We start from the raw sequence: 17,599 nt of genomic DNA on the forward strand, positions 1-17,599 counted from the left end.
TAATCTGTCCTGAATGAGGAAAATGGGGTTGACACTTGAGGCTCCTCACGTTAAAAATTAACCGCTCTATCAAAAAATGAACGCATAATTATTTATGTGGATTGAATATAACAACGAATTAAGACAGATGAATATTAGCCGTGCATTACTCAACCTCCTCATTCTCATTCTCGCAGTCTCTGCGCGGAGGATGTAGTGTTGCACGCTTGATTAGAGTCACCAACATTCAAAACCCCGCGCTACGAATCGCGGGGTTTTTTGTTTTTGTACCCGAGCAACGAGAAGTAGCGCATTAAATAACTAGCTATTCCACGGAGAAACTAGATGTCTAACCGAGTGATTATTTTTGATACAACCCTACGTGATGGGGAGCAAGCCCTAGCGGCCAGTTTGACGGTTAAGGAAAAACTACAGATAGCACTCTCATTGGAGCGTTTAGGTGTCGATGTGATGGAGGTGGGTTTTCCTGTTTCCTCTCCTGGCGATTTTAAATCTGTAGAGACGATCGCACGAACGGTTAAAAACAGCCGAGTGTGTGCATTAGCCAGAGCCCTTGAAAAAGATATCGATGCGGCAGCGCAATCTTTATCTGTTGCTGATCAGTTCCGTATTCATACCTTTATCTCAACCTCGACGATTCACGTTGAAAGCAAACTAAAACGCTCTTTCGATCAAGTACTGGAGATGGCTGTCGGTGCGGTTAAGTATGCTCGTCGCTTTACTGATGATGTAGAGTTTTCCTGTGAGGATGCGGGTCGTACGCCAATCGATAACTTGTGTCGTATGGTTGAGGAGGCGATCAAGGCTGGCGCTAAGACAATTAATATTCCTGATACTGTGGGCTACACAGTGCCGAGTGAGTTTGGTGGCATCATTGAAACCCTGTTTAACCGAGTGCCCAATATCGATCAAGCGGTGATCTCTGTCCATTGTCATGACGACTTGGGTCTTTCAGTCGCGAACTCAATTACCGCTGTGCAGCAAGGTGCACGTCAGATTGAGTGTACGGTTAATGGTATTGGTGAGCGAGCGGGTAATTGTTCACTCGAAGAGATCGCCATGATCTTGTCGACCCGTAAAGCGTCACTTGGACTAGAGACAGGGATCAATGCTAAAGAGATCCACCGTACCTCCAGCTTAGTCAGTCAGCTTTGTAATATGCCTGTACAGGCTAATAAAGCTATCGTGGGGGCGAATGCATTTACTCACTCATCGGGTATCCATCAAGATGGCATGCTGAAATCGCAAAATACCTACGAGATCATGACGCCGGAAAGTATCGGCCTTCCACGTAACAACTTGAATATGACATCTCGCTCTGGTCGACATGTGATCAAGCATCGTATGGAGGAGATGGGTTATGGCGAGCACGATTATGATATGGATGCCTTATATGAATCTTTCTTGAAACTTGCGGATAAGAAAGGCCAAGTGTTTGATTACGATCTTGAAGCTTTGACCTTTATGGAGGCACAAGCTGAAGAGGAATCATTTTATCAACTTAAGCAGTTAGTTGTGCACTCCGATTCCACACAGGGAAATGCAACTGCCACAGTGAAGATAGAACTTGATGGCGAGGTAGTCACTGAGGCTGCTACAGGTAATGGTCCTGTGGATGCTGCTTATAATGCTATTGCACGTGCTAGCAAGCGTGAAATTAATATCACCAGCTACAAACTAAGCGCTAAAGGTGAGGGACAAGATGCCCTAGGTCAGGTGGATATTGAGGCGAGTTATCAGCAGCAGAGTTTCCACGGTGTTGGTTTAGCGACCGATGTGGTTGAAGCGTCGGTGCAGGCGCTCATACATGTAATGAACCTGACATGGCGTGCAGATAAGGTTGCAGATTGTAAGCAAAAGATCCAGCAAAAAGCGAGATCTCTTGGTGGCGTTTAATGCTTAGAAATCATTAGAATATTAAAATTAAAGAGCAGGAGTTAAGTGTCGAATGAGTTATCAAATAGCGGTATTAGCCGGAGATGGAATTGGACCTGAGGTGATGGCTGAGGCGCGAAAAGTGCTCAGTGCTGTAGAGGAGCGATTCGAGCTTGCTATTGAATATAGCGAATACGATATAGGCGGAGCAGCTATCGATAATCATGGTTGCCCGCTTCCAGATGTGACTTTAAAGGGATGCGAAGCGGCTGATGCCATTCTTTTTGGATCGGTAGGTGGTCCTAAATGGGAGCACTTACCGCCTAATGATCAACCTGAGCGTGGTGCCTTACTGCCGCTTCGTGGTCATTTCGAACTATTTTGCAATATGCGCCCGGCAAAACTGCACTCTGGGCTTGAGCATATGTCGCCGCTACGCAGTGACATCTCATCGAAAGGCTTCGATGTGCTATGTGTGCGTGAGCTGACAGGTGGTATCTACTTTGGTAAGCCAAAAGGGCGTCAAGGCGAAGGGGAGAGTGAAGAAGCATTCGATACCATGCGCTATAGCCGTAAAGAGATCAGACGTATTGCTAAGATCGCATTTGAGGCTGCTCAAGGTCGTCGCAAGAAGGTTACCTCTGTGGATAAAGCCAATGTACTGGCTTGCTCTGTGCTGTGGCGTGAAGTTGTTGAAGAGGTGGCCAAAGATTTCCCTGATGTGGAGTTAGAGCATATCTATATCGATAATGCGACTATGCAGCTACTACGTCGTCCCAATGAGTTTGATGTCATGCTTTGTTCTAACCTGTTTGGTGACATTATCTCAGATGAGATAGCCATGTTAACTGGCTCTATGGGGCTACTTTCATCGGTGAGCTTGAACAGTAAAGGCTTTGGTCTCTATGAGCCTGCTGGTGGCAGTGCGCCGGATATTGCAGGGCAAGGTATTGCTAACCCTGTTGCTCAGATCTTATCTGCTGCATTACTACTGCGCCATAGCTTGAAATTAGAAGAGGCCGCAGCGGCAATCGAGGCCGCTGTTGGTAAAGCGCTAAGTGATGGTTATCTAACTGGCGAGTTGCTACCAGCTGATGAGCGAGTCAATGCGAAGACGACTTCGCAGATGGGTGATTATATTGCTCAAGTCATTAAAGAGGGTGCATAACTCATGGCTAAAACATTATATGAGAAGGTTTGGGACAGTCATGTCGTTATGGCTAATGAAGGTGAAGCGCCGCTTATCTACGTAGACAGACACCTAGTACATGAGGTGACATCACCTCAGGCATTTAGTGGTTTAAAGGTCGCTGGACGTAGGTTACGTGCGCCAGAGAAAACCTTTGCCACCATGGATCATAACACTTCTACCAAGAGTGCTAGCTTAGATGCATTAAGCCCTATGGCCCGTATTCAGGTGGAAACGCTACAGGATAACTGTAAAGAGTTCGGTATCAAACTCTATGACATTCATCATAAAAATCAAGGTATTGTCCATGTGATGGGCCCTGAGCTTGGTATTACTTTGCCGGGTACTGTTATCGTGTGTGGCGACTCTCATACCGCGACTCATGGTGCATTTGGAGCGCTAGCGTTCGGGATCGGTACCTCTGAGGTTGAGCATGTCATGGCAACTCAGACACTGCGTCAAAACAAAGCCAAAACGATGAAGATTGAGGTTAGAGGCCATGTGACACCTGGCATTACCGCAAAGGATATCGTACTTGCGATTATCGGTAAGATCGGCATGGATGGTGGTACAGGTTATGTGGTCGAATTCTGTGGTGAGGCTATTGAAGCGCTCTCTATGGAAGGCCGTATGACGGTATGTAACATGGCAATTGAGATGGGTGCTAAAGCTGGCATGATTGCACCAGATGCAACAACTGCTGAGTATCTTAAAGGCCGTGAGTTCGCGCCTAAGGCAGAGAGTTGGGAGCAGGCGATTGCGGCTTGGTCTGAACTGAAAACGGATGCAGACGCCGTTTTTGATTCAACAGTTATACTCGAAGCGACTGACATCGCACCTCAACTTACTTGGGGAACTAACCCAGGGCAGGTGGTGGCGATCGATGGTGTTGTGCCAAATCCTCAAGATGAGCCTAATGCAACGGTTAAGGCCAGCATCGAAAAAGCGTTAGAGTATGTTGCGTTGAGCGCGGGTACTAGCATGAAAGATGTGAGTATCAATAAGGTCTTTATTGGATCTTGCACAAACTCGCGTATTGAAGATCTACGTGATGCGGCTTTGCATGCTAAAGGTAAGCATGTGGCTGAAGGTGTGACAGCGATTGTGGTACCAGGCTCAGGTTTAGTTAAAGAGCAAGCGGAGGCCGAAGGTCTAGATAAGATCTTTATCGAAGCGGGATTCGAGTGGCGTCTACCGGGTTGTTCTATGTGCTTAGCGATGAATGATGACCGATTGGAGGCTGGCGATCGCTGTGCTTCTACGAGTAACCGTAATTTCGAAGGGCGTCAGGGACGAGGGAGTCGAACCCACCTTGTTAGTCCTGCCATGGCTGCTGCGGCCGCGGTTGCTGGTCATTTTGTCGATATTCGTCAAACGCTTTAGGAGATTATCATGGAAGCATTTACTAAGCATACCGGGTTGGCTGTGATGATCGACAGTGCCAATGTCGATACCGATCAGATTATCCCTAAACAGTTTTTATCTAAAGTGACTCGTGATGGTTTTGGTGTTCATCTTTTTCATGATTGGCGCTATCTCGATGATGCCGGTGATGAGCCAAACCCTGAGTTCACTCTAAATCAGTCAAGATACAAAGGTGCGTCGATACTGATCTCTAAAGAGAATTTTGGCTGTGGTTCGAGCCGAGAACATGCACCTTGGGCGTTAGCTGATTTTGGTCTAAGAGCTATCATCGCCCCAAGCTTTGCCGATATTTTCTATGGCAACTCCATTAATAATGGTTTACTGCCTGTGCGTCTAAGTGATGTTGAAGTTCAGCAGTTGATGGACGAAGTTCAAGCCAACGAAGGGGCTGAGATCACAGTGGATCTAGAGGGGCTAACGGTGACATCTCCCTCTGGCGCAGTGTTTAATTTTGAGATCGCAGGCTCTGCTAGGCATAACATGCTTAATGGTTTAGATGCGATTGGCTTGACCTTAGCTTATGAAGCGAAGATCGCGAGCTATGAGTCACAACTTCCAGCTTGGAAAGCGTGATAGATATCATTGATATTTAAGCGTACATTTGTACTGACGTGTTATAAAAAATGAGCCAGATAAGCTTAAGCTTGTCTGGCTTTTGTTTTAATGACGAATCCGTATTGATTAGTTTATTGAAAAATAAGACTATTTTATTGGTCCTCTTTTTGATATTTCTATTCACAAAGCAAGCTAGTTATTTACACTGGCCATAAACCTGATCTTCAGTGCACATATGTTCTTGCTTGTGCCTATTTTTACTTATTGATTTTTAATGTCTTTTTATAAATCCCTTAGGTTTTTCTAATCGAAATTCCGAATCAAATACTCTCTTTTAACTCGCTAGCCTTGTTTAAAAAGTTATTTTCTCCTTTTTTATGTCGCGTTATCTATTTTATCCAGTGTTTTTCTCTGATTTATCGAGTTTGCTTGCAAAGATGTGCTGCGTGAGTACACTGCGCTTCAGAAAATTGTTGAGTTATTACTCTAAGTTAAGGGTGATAGCGCTAAGCGTGATACATAAAGATGAGAGAGATAATGAATAAGCGCATTTTATCTGTGGCTGTGATTGCAGCCATCATGGGAACAACGACTCAAGTTCAAGCGGCTGGTTTTCAGTTAGCTGAGTATTCTGCTACCGGATTAGGTCGTGCCTACGCCGGTGAAGCTGCCATGGCCGATAACGCGGCTGCACAATTTCGTAACCCAGCCATGCTCACCTATCTTCAAGGCACTCAAATGACCACAGGTGCGATTTTGGTTATGCCAAATATCGATGTTGATGGCGAAGTGACCTATGTAGACGGTAAAAACCCAACATCGGCAAAAGATATTGCTGGTGATGCGGTTGTTCCCAATTTTTATGTATCACATCAGTTAAGTGAGCAGTGGTTCTTAGGTTTAGCCTTAGGAAGTAACTTTGGTATGGCGACAGAGCTTGATGATAGCTTTCGTGGTAACCAATTTGGTAATGAAGCTTCGGTGACAACAATAGAGCTTAATCCTAATATTGCATACCGTATCAATGATCAGCTTAGTATCGGTGCTGGTGTTCGCTTTGTGATGGGTGAAGGCAGCTTCGGTGCCAAGAGCTCTGTCGATGTTCCATTATCGGCAAACCTCATCATTCCTAAGGGAACCACTCTAAAGTATATGGAGGGGGATGATACCTCTTGGGGATGGCAGTTAGGTGGTGCGTGGCAGATCAATGCTAATAACCGTATTGGCTTTAACTATCGTTCTGAGGTTGAGCAAAACTTGGAAGGTGAAGCCAATGGCCTAGGTTTTAGCATGCTTGAAGGTAGCATGGATGCGAGCAAAATTTATGCGGGCGCAATGGAGCTTACGCTTCCAGCCACAGCTGAGATTGCCAGTTTCCACCAATTAACGGATAAGCTTGCTGTTCATGCCAGCGTAAACTGGACTGATTGGAGTTCATTCGAGAAGCTTGAAGCTAAAATTCCTGAGCTAAGTAACTCCGCTATTTTAGTTAAAGAGGAAAACTGGAAAGATAACTACCGTTTTGCTCTTGGTGCGACTTATGCGCTGTCTGCAAAATCAAGCCTAAGAGCGGGTGTTGCCTATGATCAGGCCGCGGTTGATGATATTCATCGTACGGCAACGATTCCTGAAGTTAACCGTCTTTGGTTGAGTGCTGGTTATGGCTACCAATATAGCGAAAATTTAGCGTTTGATTTTGGGGCAACTTATATCTTTGCTGATGAGTCTCCAATGCATGAGGCTGAAACCGATTCTCTGCCGTTTGGTGGGGTGTTTGAGGGGCAAGTTAGCGGTAATATTATGTTAGTGGGTGTGCAGGCTAGCTACCGTTTCTAATGTAGACTTTATTGATAAAGGGTTGGTACTTAGGTGCCAGCCCTTTTTTTTAAGTCAAAAGGAGGAGATTTTTTGTTAGCAAAATGAACTTCATAAGATTATATTCATCTAATGAAGTGAATTTTGTTAAGTAATACCTTTTATTCAAACTTAAGTCACAACTACAGAGGTGTACAATGAAGCCCTTCCTATTGGTGGCCACATTATCCGTTTTACCATTCACCTTAAGTGCTGCTACGACTCCAACATCGAGTGAAGTCGTTCAGAGCTTTATACAGGCTTATAACCAGCATGATGTAGGCTTGATGGTCTCCCACACCACTGACAATGTTACCTGGATGCATATCACAGGTAAAAAGGTTGAAGTTGAAACATCCAGTAAAGCCGAGTTTGGCGCTGCAATGACAGATTATTTTGAAAGTCTCAAAGGTGCCAATGCGAAGATTCTCGATATGATGGAGTCTGGCAACTATGTTAGTACTGTAGAGAGAGTCACGTGGGATAATGATGGTGAAGAGCTGTCCCAGTGTAGTATTGGAACCTTCAGAGTCGTTGATGGTAAGCTTGCTGAGTTTTGGTATTTTCCTGCCCATTCATGTGATGAGCTGAGCACAAAGCCAGAGGTTGAGCCTGAAGTGGGCGTTTTGCAACAAACTCAATATTAAGTAGAACATCGAGCTTAAGGAAAGATTTGTGACTAAAAAATATGTTGTGGCACTGGATCAGGGAACTACCAGTTCCAGAGCGATTATTTTCGATCATGATGCGAATATTGTGTCGATTTCACAGCGTGAGTTTACTCAAATTTATCCCCAGGCGGGTTGGGTTGAACATGATCCTATGGAGATATGGGCATCCCAGAGCTCCACTTTAATAGAGGTCATAGCACGAAGTGGTATCCATGCCAGTGAGATCGCATCGATTGGGATCACCAATCAACGTGAGACAACGGTTATCTGGGATAAGCAAACTGGCAAGCCAGTTTATAATGCCATTGTTTGGCAGTGCAGACGCAGTAGTGAGATCTGTGAAGAGCTTAAATCTCAAGGGTTGGAGGAGTATATTCGAGATACTACAGGTCTACTCTTAGACCCTTACTTTTCTGGCACTAAAATTAAATGGATTTTAGACAATGTTCCGGGCGTGAGGGAGCGTGCGAAAAGAGGTGAGCTGTTATTTGGCACTATAGATACTTGGCTTGTATGGAAGCTGACTGAAGGCAAAGTCCATGTTACCGACCCGACCAATGCCAGTCGTACTTTATTGTTCAATATCCATACCCAAAGCTGGGATAAGCGGATACTTGAAGCATTAACTATCCCTGAGTCTCTTCTTCCTAAAGTGAAACCCTCTAGTGCCGTCTATGGTAAAACCCGTATCGCAGGCGAAGGGGGGGAGATCTCTATTGCTGGGATTGCTGGCGATCAGCAATCAGCGCTTTTTGGTCAGCTATGTACTGAGCCGGGTATGGCAAAGAATACCTATGGTACTGGCTGTTTCCTTCTGATGAATACAGGAGAAAAAGCTGTAAAGTCGAATCATGGGCTACTGACAACCATAGCAATTGGTGCCAAGGGAGAGGTGAACTATGCTCTGGAAGGCTCAGTATTTATGGGAGGTGCAACGATTCAATGGCTAAGGGATGAGCTTGGGTTGATTAGAGATGCTCAGGATACTGAGTACTTTGCCTCAAGAGTCGAGAGTACAAATGGCGTGTATCTGGTGCCAGCCTTCGTGGGTTTAGGGGCGCCATATTGGGATCCAAGTGCCAGAGGGGCATTAGTTGGGCTAACCCGAGGTTCAAATCGAAATCACATTATTCGGGCTGCACTGGAAGCGATAGCCTATCAGAGCAGAGATCTACTCGATGCTATGGCTAAAGATAGTGGCGTGGATCTAAAGCAACTTAAAGTCGATGGTGGTGCTGTTGCCAATGACTTTTTGATGCAGTTTCAAGCCGATATTACTTCGGTTGAGGTGCAGCGACCCGCTGTCACAGAAACGACGGCTATGGGAGCTGCGTTTCTTGCAGGTTTAGCTGTGGGATTCTGGGACTCTACCTCAGAGCTTAAGCATAGGGCCGATATCGATAAATCTTTTGTGCCATCTATCAGTGAAGAGCAAAAAGATGAGTTATATGCAGGCTGGCAAAGTGCTGTCTCGCAAACGATTAATGGATAAATTAAACGTCTATGTCGATCCGCGGGAGAGGTGATTCAAGTAACGCTTTGTTATCTTCGAGTTCTTCCTCTTGTTTGGCTTTTCGGCGACGATCTCCACGAGATGTACCGCGTCTGTCTTCGAGTGTTCGACGCCGCTCTAAATTAGGCGGAAGCTGAGATTGTGGCGCCTCATGGCTATCCTCTGCAATACCTGCACTGTTTTCTGTCTCTTCAACAATTCGCTTTCGCTTCACGCTTGCCTGTACTGGGCGAGCTAACATAGCGTAGAGGCTGTCTAAACCTATCATAATTCCCCCGTTCACTTTTCTATAATCCTCTATCGGCAGTGATTGGTCAATATTTAGCCTTTTAAGATGAAAACTTCAGCGATAACTCCTTAATTTTCTGGTTTTCACCTGCTACAGCAATGTAGATATAAAGCCTGTATATACATGTAAGGCTAGACTAAAAAAGCTAACTCGTTAATTTTATAACTGATGACCCCACTATAACTAAGCATGATGTGCATTACCCATTCTCTGAATTTGTCTCTTAAAAGTACTTAGAGGAGATTACTGTACTTAATTACTAGCAATATAAGTGTAAACATCAAAGCACAGTTCAAAAGTGTAATATTGGGAAATAAAACCACTTTTAAGATAAATAAAGATTAATGTATGTATGTTCTGCCTGTTTTTTCAGCAGTTTATGGGTGGGAGATCCACTTTTATCCCTTGTTATTTCAACAACTCCTTCTATTTGAAATCTGCTGCTAACCCGCTTGAATACTGGATTCATAAATAGTTCCTATCGCTGTGACTGCTTGACAATGCTTGCGTTCTATCTCTAAACTTAGGTCTTGTGGGAAATTGTGGATCTTTGTGGATCTTTTCTAGGAGCTAAGGACAAGCTAACGTGTTTCGTGGTGCCAGTGCTATTAACCTTGATACAAAAGGTCGGGTCGCTATTCCAAAGCGTTACCGGGAGCCTCTGCACGTTGAATATAACAGCCAGTTAGTGATCACAGTTGATATCCAATCCGCTTGTTTACTGCTCTATCCACTGGATGAGTGGAGCAAGATCGAAGCTAAATTGCTGTTGCTGTCAGATACTTTGCCAGCTGAGCGCGCGATGAAACGTATGCTTCTAGGTTATGCACATGAATGTGAGCTGGATGGTAACGGCAGGTTATTGTTACCTCTTCCCCTGCGTCAATATGCCAATTTAGGTAAACGCGCCATGCTGGTGGGACAGCTGAATAAATTTGAGCTCTGGGATGAAACTGCTTGGCAGCATCAGATAGAGCAAAGCCGGGAGACGATTCAGGATGAAGAGTTCGCTGAAAATATACGTCTTGCCGATTTTTCACTTTAAACAGTGAATTTAAATAAATTAGATAGAAGAAAATAATGAGCCAAGAATTCGCACACTTATCAGTTCTGCTGACGGAAACCGTAGCAGGTCTAAATATAAAAGAAGATGGCATCTATATCGATGGCACATTTGGCCGTGGTGGCCACTCTCGCGAAGTGCTTAAACACCTAGGTGAAAATGGTCGTTTGATTGCGATCGATCGTGATCCACAAGCGATTGAAGCGGCTAAGCAGTTTGCTGATGATGCAAGGTTTAGCATAGTTCATGGTGGCTTTGGCCAGCTAGCGACCTATGTAGAAGAGCTTGGTTTAAAAGGTAAAATTGACGGGGTGTTGCTGGACTTTGGGGTGTCATCACCTCAACTTGACGATGCCGAGCGTGGGTTTAGTTTTCTACGTGATGGTCCGCTCGACATGCGCATGGATAACTCTCAAGGAGAGACCGCTGCCGATTGGTTAGCGCGTGCAGAAGTAGAGGATATGGCATGGGTATTTAAAACCTATGGTGAAGAGAAAAATTCTCGCCATATCGCCAGATGTATTGCTGCAGATCGTGAAAAAACGCCATTTTTACGTACCAAAGAGTTGGCTGATCTGATTGCACGTATCTCTAAGAGCAAAGAGCGTAATAAACACCCTGCTACACGGGTTTTTCAGGCGATTAGAATCTATATCAATAGTGAATTAGAGCAGATAGATCAGGCGTTAGAGGGAGCATTAACGGTATTGGCCCCTCAAGGTCGATTATCGGTTATCAGTTTCCATTCTCTTGAAGACAGGATGGTTAAACGCTTTATTCGTCGTCACAGTCAGGGAGAGAGTGTCCCTCATGGACTGCCGATCACCGAAGCGGAGATTAATAAGACTCGTCTTCTTAAGGGCGTGGGTAAAGCAATTAAGCCATCCGATGAAGAGATTGAGCGTAATACTCGTGCCCGTAGTTCAGTTCTGCGTATTGCGCAGAGACTGGAATACTAATGAAACACTGGTGATAACAGCCATGATGGTTTGGGCTATGAAAGATAAAGAAAAAGGTTAAGGAGCAGGTTTGAGTCAGCCTCAATTTAATCTACCCAAAATCGTGCTACTTGATCTTTGGCACCATAAGTGGGTTTTGTTGCTTGCATGTGCTGTGCTAGGAAATGCAATTACTGTTGTATATACAAGCCATGTTACGCGCAAATATACCAGCCAGTGGGATCAGATGTTACAGGAGCGGGATAGGTTGGATATTGAATGGCGGAATTTGCTTCTTGAGGAGCAGTCTCAATCGGAACATAGCCGTATTACCCGAATTGCATCGAAAGAGTTAGAGATGAACCGTCCGTTACCGAAAGAAGAAATTGTCGTTAGAGTGCCATAAGTATGAACCAACCGGATAATCTGGATCTTGCTTATTTTACTCCTAAAGAATCCAGAACGGTGAGAGTGTTATGAGTAAGCAGGCAAAACGTAAGAAGAAGCCGCAACTAATACAATGGCGTTTATATGTCGTCGTGGCTTTTGTTTGCCTGCTGTTTACCAGTCTTATTGGTCGTGCTGCTTATATTCAGATTGTCGAGCCTGAGAAGCTTCGCCATGAAAGTGATATGCGCACCCTAAGAACAACAAGTCGTGAGGTACAGCGTGGCTTGATCACAGATCGCAATGGCGAAATGCTGGCGGTGAGTGTTCCAGTTAAAGCGGTTTATGCCGATCCTAAGGTTGTACATGATAAGAATGGCTTTGTTGATATGCGCCGCTGGCAGGCGCTGGCCGATGTGCTGCATGAACCTAAAGATGAGATCCTTAAGCGGGTTCAATCTAACCCTAGAAAACGTTTTACCTACCTTAAACGTCAGGTAACGCCCGCGGTTGCTGAGTATATCAAGCAGCTAAGGTTACCTGGTGTCTATCTGAAATCTGAATCCCGTCGTTACTATCCAACCAGTGAGATCTCCGCTCAATTAGTCGGGATCACTAACATTGATGATGTGGGAATTGAGGGGATTGAAAACTCTTACAACGATTGGTTAACTGGTACTCCTTCAAAGCAGAAGGTACGTAAATCCCGTGATGGCCATGTTGTAGAGCGTCTGGATATGGTCCATGAGGGAGAAAGCCCGAACGATCTGGTTCTTAGTATCGATCAGCGTATTCAGCAACTGGCTTACCGCGAAATAAAGAGAGTAACTGAGATTAATCAAGCGACTTCTGCGTCAATTGTGGTGCTTGATGTGCATACCGGTGAAGTACTGGCTATGGCCAATACACCATCTTATAACCCCAACTCTCGTGAAAACCTACAAAGCTATCGAATGCGTAACCGCGCGCTGACAGATGCCTATGAGCCAGGATCGACCATTAAACCTTTTGTGGTCGCTGCAGCGCTTGATGCGGGGACGATAAAAGAGGAGCAAATCTTTAAAACTTACCCTGGGCGCATGAGGATAGGTGGCAAGATTGTTCGTGACGGTAGAGATTATGGGGACTTGTCACTTTCTGGGATCTTAGTGCATTCGAGTAACGTAGGCATGGCTAAAATCGGCCTCTCTATGCCAGTACAGGAGTTATTAGGTTCATATCAAACCATGGGGCTGGGTAACTACTCAGGCATCAATCTTGAGGGGGAGAGCTCAGGGCTTATCCATGACCGTCGACGTTGGTCAGATTTTGAAAGAGCAACGCTATCTTTTGGTTATGGGTTTATGGTGACCCCGCTTCAGCTAGCCAGACTCTATGCGACCTTAGGGAGCAAAGGGGTGCTATACCCTGTGTCAATTTTAAAGCTTAAACAGCAACCGGAAGGGACTCAAGTGATCTCTCCCCATGTGGCGCAGAGTGTGATGGAGATGTTGGTTGGTGTGACCGAGAAAGGTGGCACGGCCACTAAAGCGCATATTGAGGGTTATCCAGTGGCGGGTAAAACCGGTACGGCTCGAAAGGCGGTCGCTGGCGGCTATGGCGAAGATTACGTGGCAGTCTTTGCTGGCGTTGCGCCTGTTCATAATCCAAGACTGGCAATTGCGGTTGTGGTTAATGAACCTAAAGGTGACAAATATTATGGTGGTGATCTTGCTGCACCAGCTTTTGCCAAGGTGATGTCGGGTGCATTGCAGATGCTCAATGTTGAGCCAATCTCCTCAACTGAGAAGGTGCGTTTAGCTGGAAGCACAAGGAGGGCAGAGTGATGCTACTAAGAGATCTATTAGCACCTTGGTTCCATTACTCAGGATCTGAGAGTGTTAACAAGTTGAGCCTTGATAGCCGAGAGGTAGCCCAAGGCGATCTGTTTGTTGCTGTACCTGGGCATCAAGTTGACGGCCGAGATTATATCGAAGCTGCGGTGAAAAATGGTGCACAAGTGTCACTGGTTCATACTGACGAGCCAGATATGCACGGCAAAGCATTGATTAGTAACAGCACCCAGATCTTCTTCTTTCAGCTAAACCGTCAACTCTCTGCTTTGGCTGCTCAGGCCTATCCGCTGCCTGTTGAACGTTTGAAATTAGTTGGTGTCACAGGCACAAACGGTAAAACTTCTATTACACAGCTTATGGCGCAACTGTTAGTTTGTTTAGGCAAACAGCCTGCTGTGATGGGAACCTTAGGGAATGGACTTTGGGGGGATTTAGTCGACAGTGGTAATACAACCGCTGATCCTATTACCATCATGGCTCAACTTAACGCTTTTAATGAGCAGGGTGCAGATCTGTGTGCGATGGAAGTGTCGAGCCATGGCCTGATACAGGCAAGAGTCGATGCGGTCCCCTTCGACTTGGCTATTTTTACTAATTTAAGCCGAGATCATCTTGATTATCATGGCACTATGCAGGCCTATGGTGATGCTAAGTTCAGGTTATTTAAGTTCCCCTCTCTAAAGTCAGGTGTTATCAACCTTGATGATGATTTAGGTAAACAGTGGTTGGCCCAAAGTGATTCAGACAAGCTGATTGGCTATAGCATTGCTGGTGATAAGGACACTGTTTCTCAAGATGCGGCTATTTATACCCAAGGTAACCATTTTCACAATCAAGGTGTCAGAGCAAGACTTGTATGGCCCGAAGGTAACGGCAATATTGATTCCCCTCTGTTAGGTGCATTTAACCTGTCAAACCTGCTTGCAGCTTTAGCGGGCCTTTATCAACTTGGTTTTGATATGAATGCCCTGCTTAATGCCGTGCCAAAGCTGAATGCCGTTGCTGGACGAATGGAGCAGTTCACCACTGAAAACGGTATCACACTTGTGGTGGATTATGCCCATACTCCCGATGCTATTGAGCAAGCGCTTAAGGCGCTAAGAGGTCACTGTGAAGGTGAACTGTGGTGTCTATTTGGTTGTGGCGGCGATCGTGATAAAGGCAAACGTCCTTTAATGGCGCAGTCTGCTGAAGCGTATGCTGACCGTATTATGGTGACCAGTGATAATGCCAGAAGCGAGTCTCCAGATGAGATAATCAATGACATATTGGCAGGTCTTAATCGCCCTGAATATGCACTTACACAAGTGGATCGTGAACTGGCGATTAGAGAGGTGCTGGCTGTCGCTAAACCTGGCGACCTTATTTTGCTGGCAGGGAAGGGGCATGAAACCTATCAAGAGGCCGGTGGTGTGAGACGTGATTATGATGAACGCGCATTAGCCTGCAGTTTAGCAAGTGGAAGTTTAGCTAATAATAGTTCTGAGGTAGATAGATGATCCGCTTAACCTTATCTCTGTTAAGTCAACGACTCAATGGTCGTTTGATCGGCAGTGATACAGAGATACTAAATGTGTGCAGTGACAGCCGGAGTATTCCGGAGAAGACACTGTTTGTCGCCTTAAAAGGTGAGAAGTTTGATGGTCATGATTTTGCTCATTTAGCGCAAGAAAATGGTGCCAGTGCACTACTGGTGAGTCGTGAACTTGCCTTAGATATCCCCCAGGTTTTGGTCTGTGATACCCAAAAAGCGATGGGTGAGATAGGTGCCTATCTTAAGGAGCTTGTTCAGCCGAAGTCTGTCGCACTGACCGGCTCGAACGGTAAAACCAGTGTGAAAGAGATGGTGGCGAGCATATTGTCACAACAGCATAAAGTGCTCTACACCGCTGGTAATTTTAATAATGAGATTGGTGTACCGCTGACTCTGCTTCGTTTAGAAGGTGATGAAGAGTTTGGGGTTTTTGAGTTAGGAGCGAACCATCTAGGTGAGATCGATTACACCTCTTCACTGGTGATGCCGGATGTCGCCATGGTGAATAATGTGGCATCGGCGCACCTTGAGGGCTTCGGTTCACTTGAAGGTGTTGCTAAGGCTAAATCGGAGATCTTTAACCACTTAAGCGCTGATGGAATAGCGGTGATCAACTTAGACGATCCCTTTGCTGATGTGATGCGTGGTGCGGCAAGTCAATTTACTCAGCTTACTTTTGCTATCGAGTCACAAGCCGATGTGAAGGCGAGCGAGTTAGTGTCCGATTCATTAGGAAGATACAGTTTTACGCTGAACTATCTCGACAGTTGTGAGTCGATAACTCTGCCACTTTCAGGTCGCCATCAAGTGAGTAATGCCCTTGCTGCAACTGCTATCTGTCTCTCTCTTGGGCTGTCGCTCGAAGAGATATTGAGCGGTCTAAAACTGATAGAACCCGTTAAAGGTCGAATGTTACCTCATGAGCTGGGCAGAGTGAGAATTATTGATGATAGCTATAATGCAAACCCCGCATCAGTGGGTGCTGCTATTGACTGGCTTCAAGAAATTGAGGGATTTCGCTGTTTAGTACTGGGCGATTTGGGAGAATTAGGTGACAATGCGTCCCTTTTGCATTCTGAGCTAGGCGAATACGCAAAAAAACAGGGGATAGATGCCCTTTTCACCTTAGGTGAGCTAAGTGAAAATACGGCCGCCGCTTTCGGTGGACAGCATCAGCAAGAGTTAGCGCCACTAGTGCTTTGTTTAATTAATACCATCAACCAGTTACAAGGTGATGTAACTGTGTTGGTCAAAGGTTCACGCAGTGCCGGAATGGAACGTGTCGTTGAGGCCTTAAAAATTGCCCACGGGCAAGGGGAGTTTGTTTAATGCTGGTCTATCTGGCGGAGTATTTAACCCAATTTTACACAGGGTTTAACGTTTTTTCCTATGTTACTTTCAGAGCTATCTTAGGCTTAATGACTGCACTTATGTTCAGTCTCTGGTGGGGTCCTAAGATGATTGAGCGTTTGCAGATGCTGCAGATTGGTCAAATCGTTCGTAACGACGGTCCTGAATCACATTTTAGCAAGCGTGGTACGCCGACTATGGGAGGGATACTGATCCTTGCTGGTGTATTTATTAGCGTCTTGCTGTGGGGCGATCTTGGCAGCCGATATGTCTGGGTTGTCCTGTTTGTTTTGGCAAGTTTTGGATTGATCGGCTTTATCGATGACTACCGTAAAGTGGTTCGTAAAGACACTAAAGGTTTGATTGCCAAGTGGAAGTATATTCTTCAGTCGGTGGCGGCATTGGTTATTGCTTTCTATCTGTATGCCTCGGCTGATATGACAGGCGAGACCCAGCTTGTGGTGCCTTTTTTTAAAGATATCATGCCTCAGCTTGGTGGTTTTTTCATCGTGCTGGCGTACTTTACCATTGTTGGTTCAAGCAACGCGGTGAACTTAACCGATGGCCTTGATGGCTTAGCTATCATGCCTACTGTCATGGTTGCAGCTGCCTTTGCATTAATCGCTTACCTCTCTGGTCACGTCCAGTTTGCTAACTACTTGCATCTTCCCTACTTACCTGGTGCTGGTGAGTTAGTGATTGTTTGTACAGCGATAGTCGGTGCCGGTTTAGGTTTCCTTTGGTTTAACACCTATCCAGCTCAGGTCTTTATGGGAGATGTTGGTTCACTCTCTTTAGGCGCGGCATTAGGGGCTATTGCTGTTCTGGTTCGCCAAGAGATCTTGTTAGTGATCATGGGTGGTGTCTTCGTGATGGAGACAGTATCTGTGATTTTACAGGTGGGCTCTTACAAATTACGCGGACAGCGGATATTTCGCATGGCGCCAATCCATCATCACTATGAGTTGAAGGGATGGCCAGAGCCAAGGGTGATCGTTCGTTTTTGGATTATCTCACTCTTTCTAGTCCTGCTTGGACTGGCTACGTTGAAATTAAGGTAACTGCATGGGAAACCAGATGTCACACCTAACTCAAGACCTTAAGCCTAGCGGCTTAGGGTT

General features: G+C 45.5%; 15 protein-coding genes. 14 read left to right on the forward strand and 1 reads right to left on the reverse strand.

The window, feature by feature from the left end; all coding sequences use genetic code 11:
* The first annotated feature begins 324 nt into the window (after window positions 1–324).
* The 7 genes from leuA (at window position 325) to glpK (ending at window position 9,061) form a co-directional block, all read left to right on the forward strand.
* A complete protein-coding gene (gene leuA, locus K0625_RS19005) occupies window positions 325–1,896 on the forward strand; it encodes a 2-isopropylmalate synthase (protein WP_220111125.1) in 1,572 nt (523 codons plus the stop codon).
* Between the two features lie 52 nt (window positions 1,897–1,948).
* Window positions 1,949–3,043 (forward strand): 3-isopropylmalate dehydrogenase, encoded by a 1,095-nt coding sequence (gene leuB, locus K0625_RS19010; protein WP_220111126.1) that lies wholly within the window; start codon window positions 1,949–1,951, stop codon window positions 3,041–3,043.
* Window positions 3,044–3,046: 3 nt separating this feature from the next.
* Window positions 3,047–4,447, forward strand: coding sequence for a 3-isopropylmalate dehydratase large subunit (leuC, locus tag K0625_RS19015; protein WP_220111127.1), 1,401 nt, complete (start codon window positions 3,047–3,049; stop codon window positions 4,445–4,447).
* Between the two features lie 9 nt (window positions 4,448–4,456).
* Window positions 4,457–5,062, forward strand: coding sequence for a 3-isopropylmalate dehydratase small subunit (gene leuD, locus K0625_RS19020; RefSeq protein WP_220111128.1), 606 nt, complete (start codon window positions 4,457–4,459; stop codon window positions 5,060–5,062).
* 519 nt (window positions 5,063–5,581) lie between these two features.
* Complete coding sequence (locus tag K0625_RS19025; protein WP_220111129.1) at window positions 5,582–6,880, forward strand: outer membrane protein transport protein; 1,299 nt, start codon at window positions 5,582–5,584, stop codon at window positions 6,878–6,880.
* Window positions 6,881–7,056: 176 nt separating this feature from the next.
* Entirely contained in the window at window positions 7,057–7,545 is a 489-nt protein-coding gene (locus K0625_RS19030; RefSeq protein WP_220111130.1) for a nuclear transport factor 2 family protein, read from the forward strand.
* Window positions 7,546–7,573: 28 nt separating this feature from the next.
* Complete coding sequence (gene glpK, locus K0625_RS19035; protein WP_220111131.1) at window positions 7,574–9,061, forward strand: glycerol kinase GlpK; 1,488 nt, start codon at window positions 7,574–7,576, stop codon at window positions 9,059–9,061.
* 1 nt (window position 9,062) lies between these two features.
* Here glpK and K0625_RS19040 read toward each other — a convergent pair whose 3' ends face one another.
* The gene (locus tag K0625_RS19040; RefSeq protein WP_220111132.1) at window positions 9,063–9,350 is read right to left on the reverse strand and encodes a hypothetical protein; all 288 of its coding nucleotides are present in this window, start codon (window positions 9,348–9,350) and stop codon (window positions 9,063–9,065) included.
* A 607-nt stretch (window positions 9,351–9,957) separates the two neighbouring features.
* Between K0625_RS19040 and mraZ the strand changes: the two genes are divergently transcribed.
* The 7 genes from mraZ to mraY all read left to right on the forward strand — a co-directional run bounded on the left by mraZ (window position 9,958) and on the right by mraY (window position 17,539).
* Window positions 9,958–10,416, forward strand: a complete 459-nt coding sequence (gene mraZ, locus K0625_RS19045) for a division/cell wall cluster transcriptional repressor MraZ (protein WP_012327118.1) — start codon at window positions 9,958–9,960, stop codon at window positions 10,414–10,416.
* Between the two features lie 35 nt (window positions 10,417–10,451).
* Window positions 10,452–11,393 carry a 16S rRNA (cytosine(1402)-N(4))-methyltransferase RsmH gene (gene rsmH / locus K0625_RS19050; protein ID WP_220111133.1) on the forward strand — a complete coding sequence of 314 codons (942 nt, stop codon included), beginning with the start codon at window positions 10,452–10,454 and terminating at the stop codon, window positions 11,391–11,393.
* A gap of 70 nt (window positions 11,394–11,463) precedes the next feature.
* The gene (gene ftsL / locus K0625_RS19055) at window positions 11,464–11,778 is read left to right on the forward strand and encodes a cell division protein FtsL (protein WP_012327116.1); all 315 of its coding nucleotides are present in this window, start codon (window positions 11,464–11,466) and stop codon (window positions 11,776–11,778) included.
* 70 nt (window positions 11,779–11,848) lie between these two features.
* A complete protein-coding gene (locus tag K0625_RS19060; RefSeq protein ID WP_065204575.1) occupies window positions 11,849–13,585 on the forward strand; it encodes a peptidoglycan D,D-transpeptidase FtsI family protein in 1,737 nt (578 codons plus the stop codon).
* The gene (murE, locus tag K0625_RS19065) at window positions 13,585–15,093 is read left to right on the forward strand and encodes a UDP-N-acetylmuramoyl-L-alanyl-D-glutamate--2,6-diaminopimelate ligase (protein ID WP_232847177.1); all 1,509 of its coding nucleotides are present in this window, start codon (window positions 13,585–13,587) and stop codon (window positions 15,091–15,093) included. The genes K0625_RS19060 and murE overlap by 1 nt, the downstream gene beginning before the upstream one ends.
* Entirely contained in the window at window positions 15,090–16,457 is a 1,368-nt protein-coding gene (locus K0625_RS19070) for a UDP-N-acetylmuramoyl-tripeptide--D-alanyl-D-alanine ligase (RefSeq protein ID WP_220111135.1), read from the forward strand. Before murE ends, K0625_RS19070 begins: the two co-directional genes overlap by 4 nt.
* Window positions 16,457–17,539 (forward strand): phospho-N-acetylmuramoyl-pentapeptide-transferase, encoded by a 1,083-nt coding sequence (gene mraY / locus K0625_RS19075; RefSeq protein WP_220111136.1) that lies wholly within the window; start codon window positions 16,457–16,459, stop codon window positions 17,537–17,539. The genes K0625_RS19070 and mraY overlap by 1 nt, the downstream gene beginning before the upstream one ends.
* Window positions 17,540–17,599: the final 60 nt, after the last annotated feature.

Source organism: Shewanella nanhaiensis, from assembly GCF_019457885.1.
Taxonomy (GTDB): Bacteria; Pseudomonadota; Gammaproteobacteria; order Enterobacterales; family Shewanellaceae; genus Shewanella; species Shewanella nanhaiensis.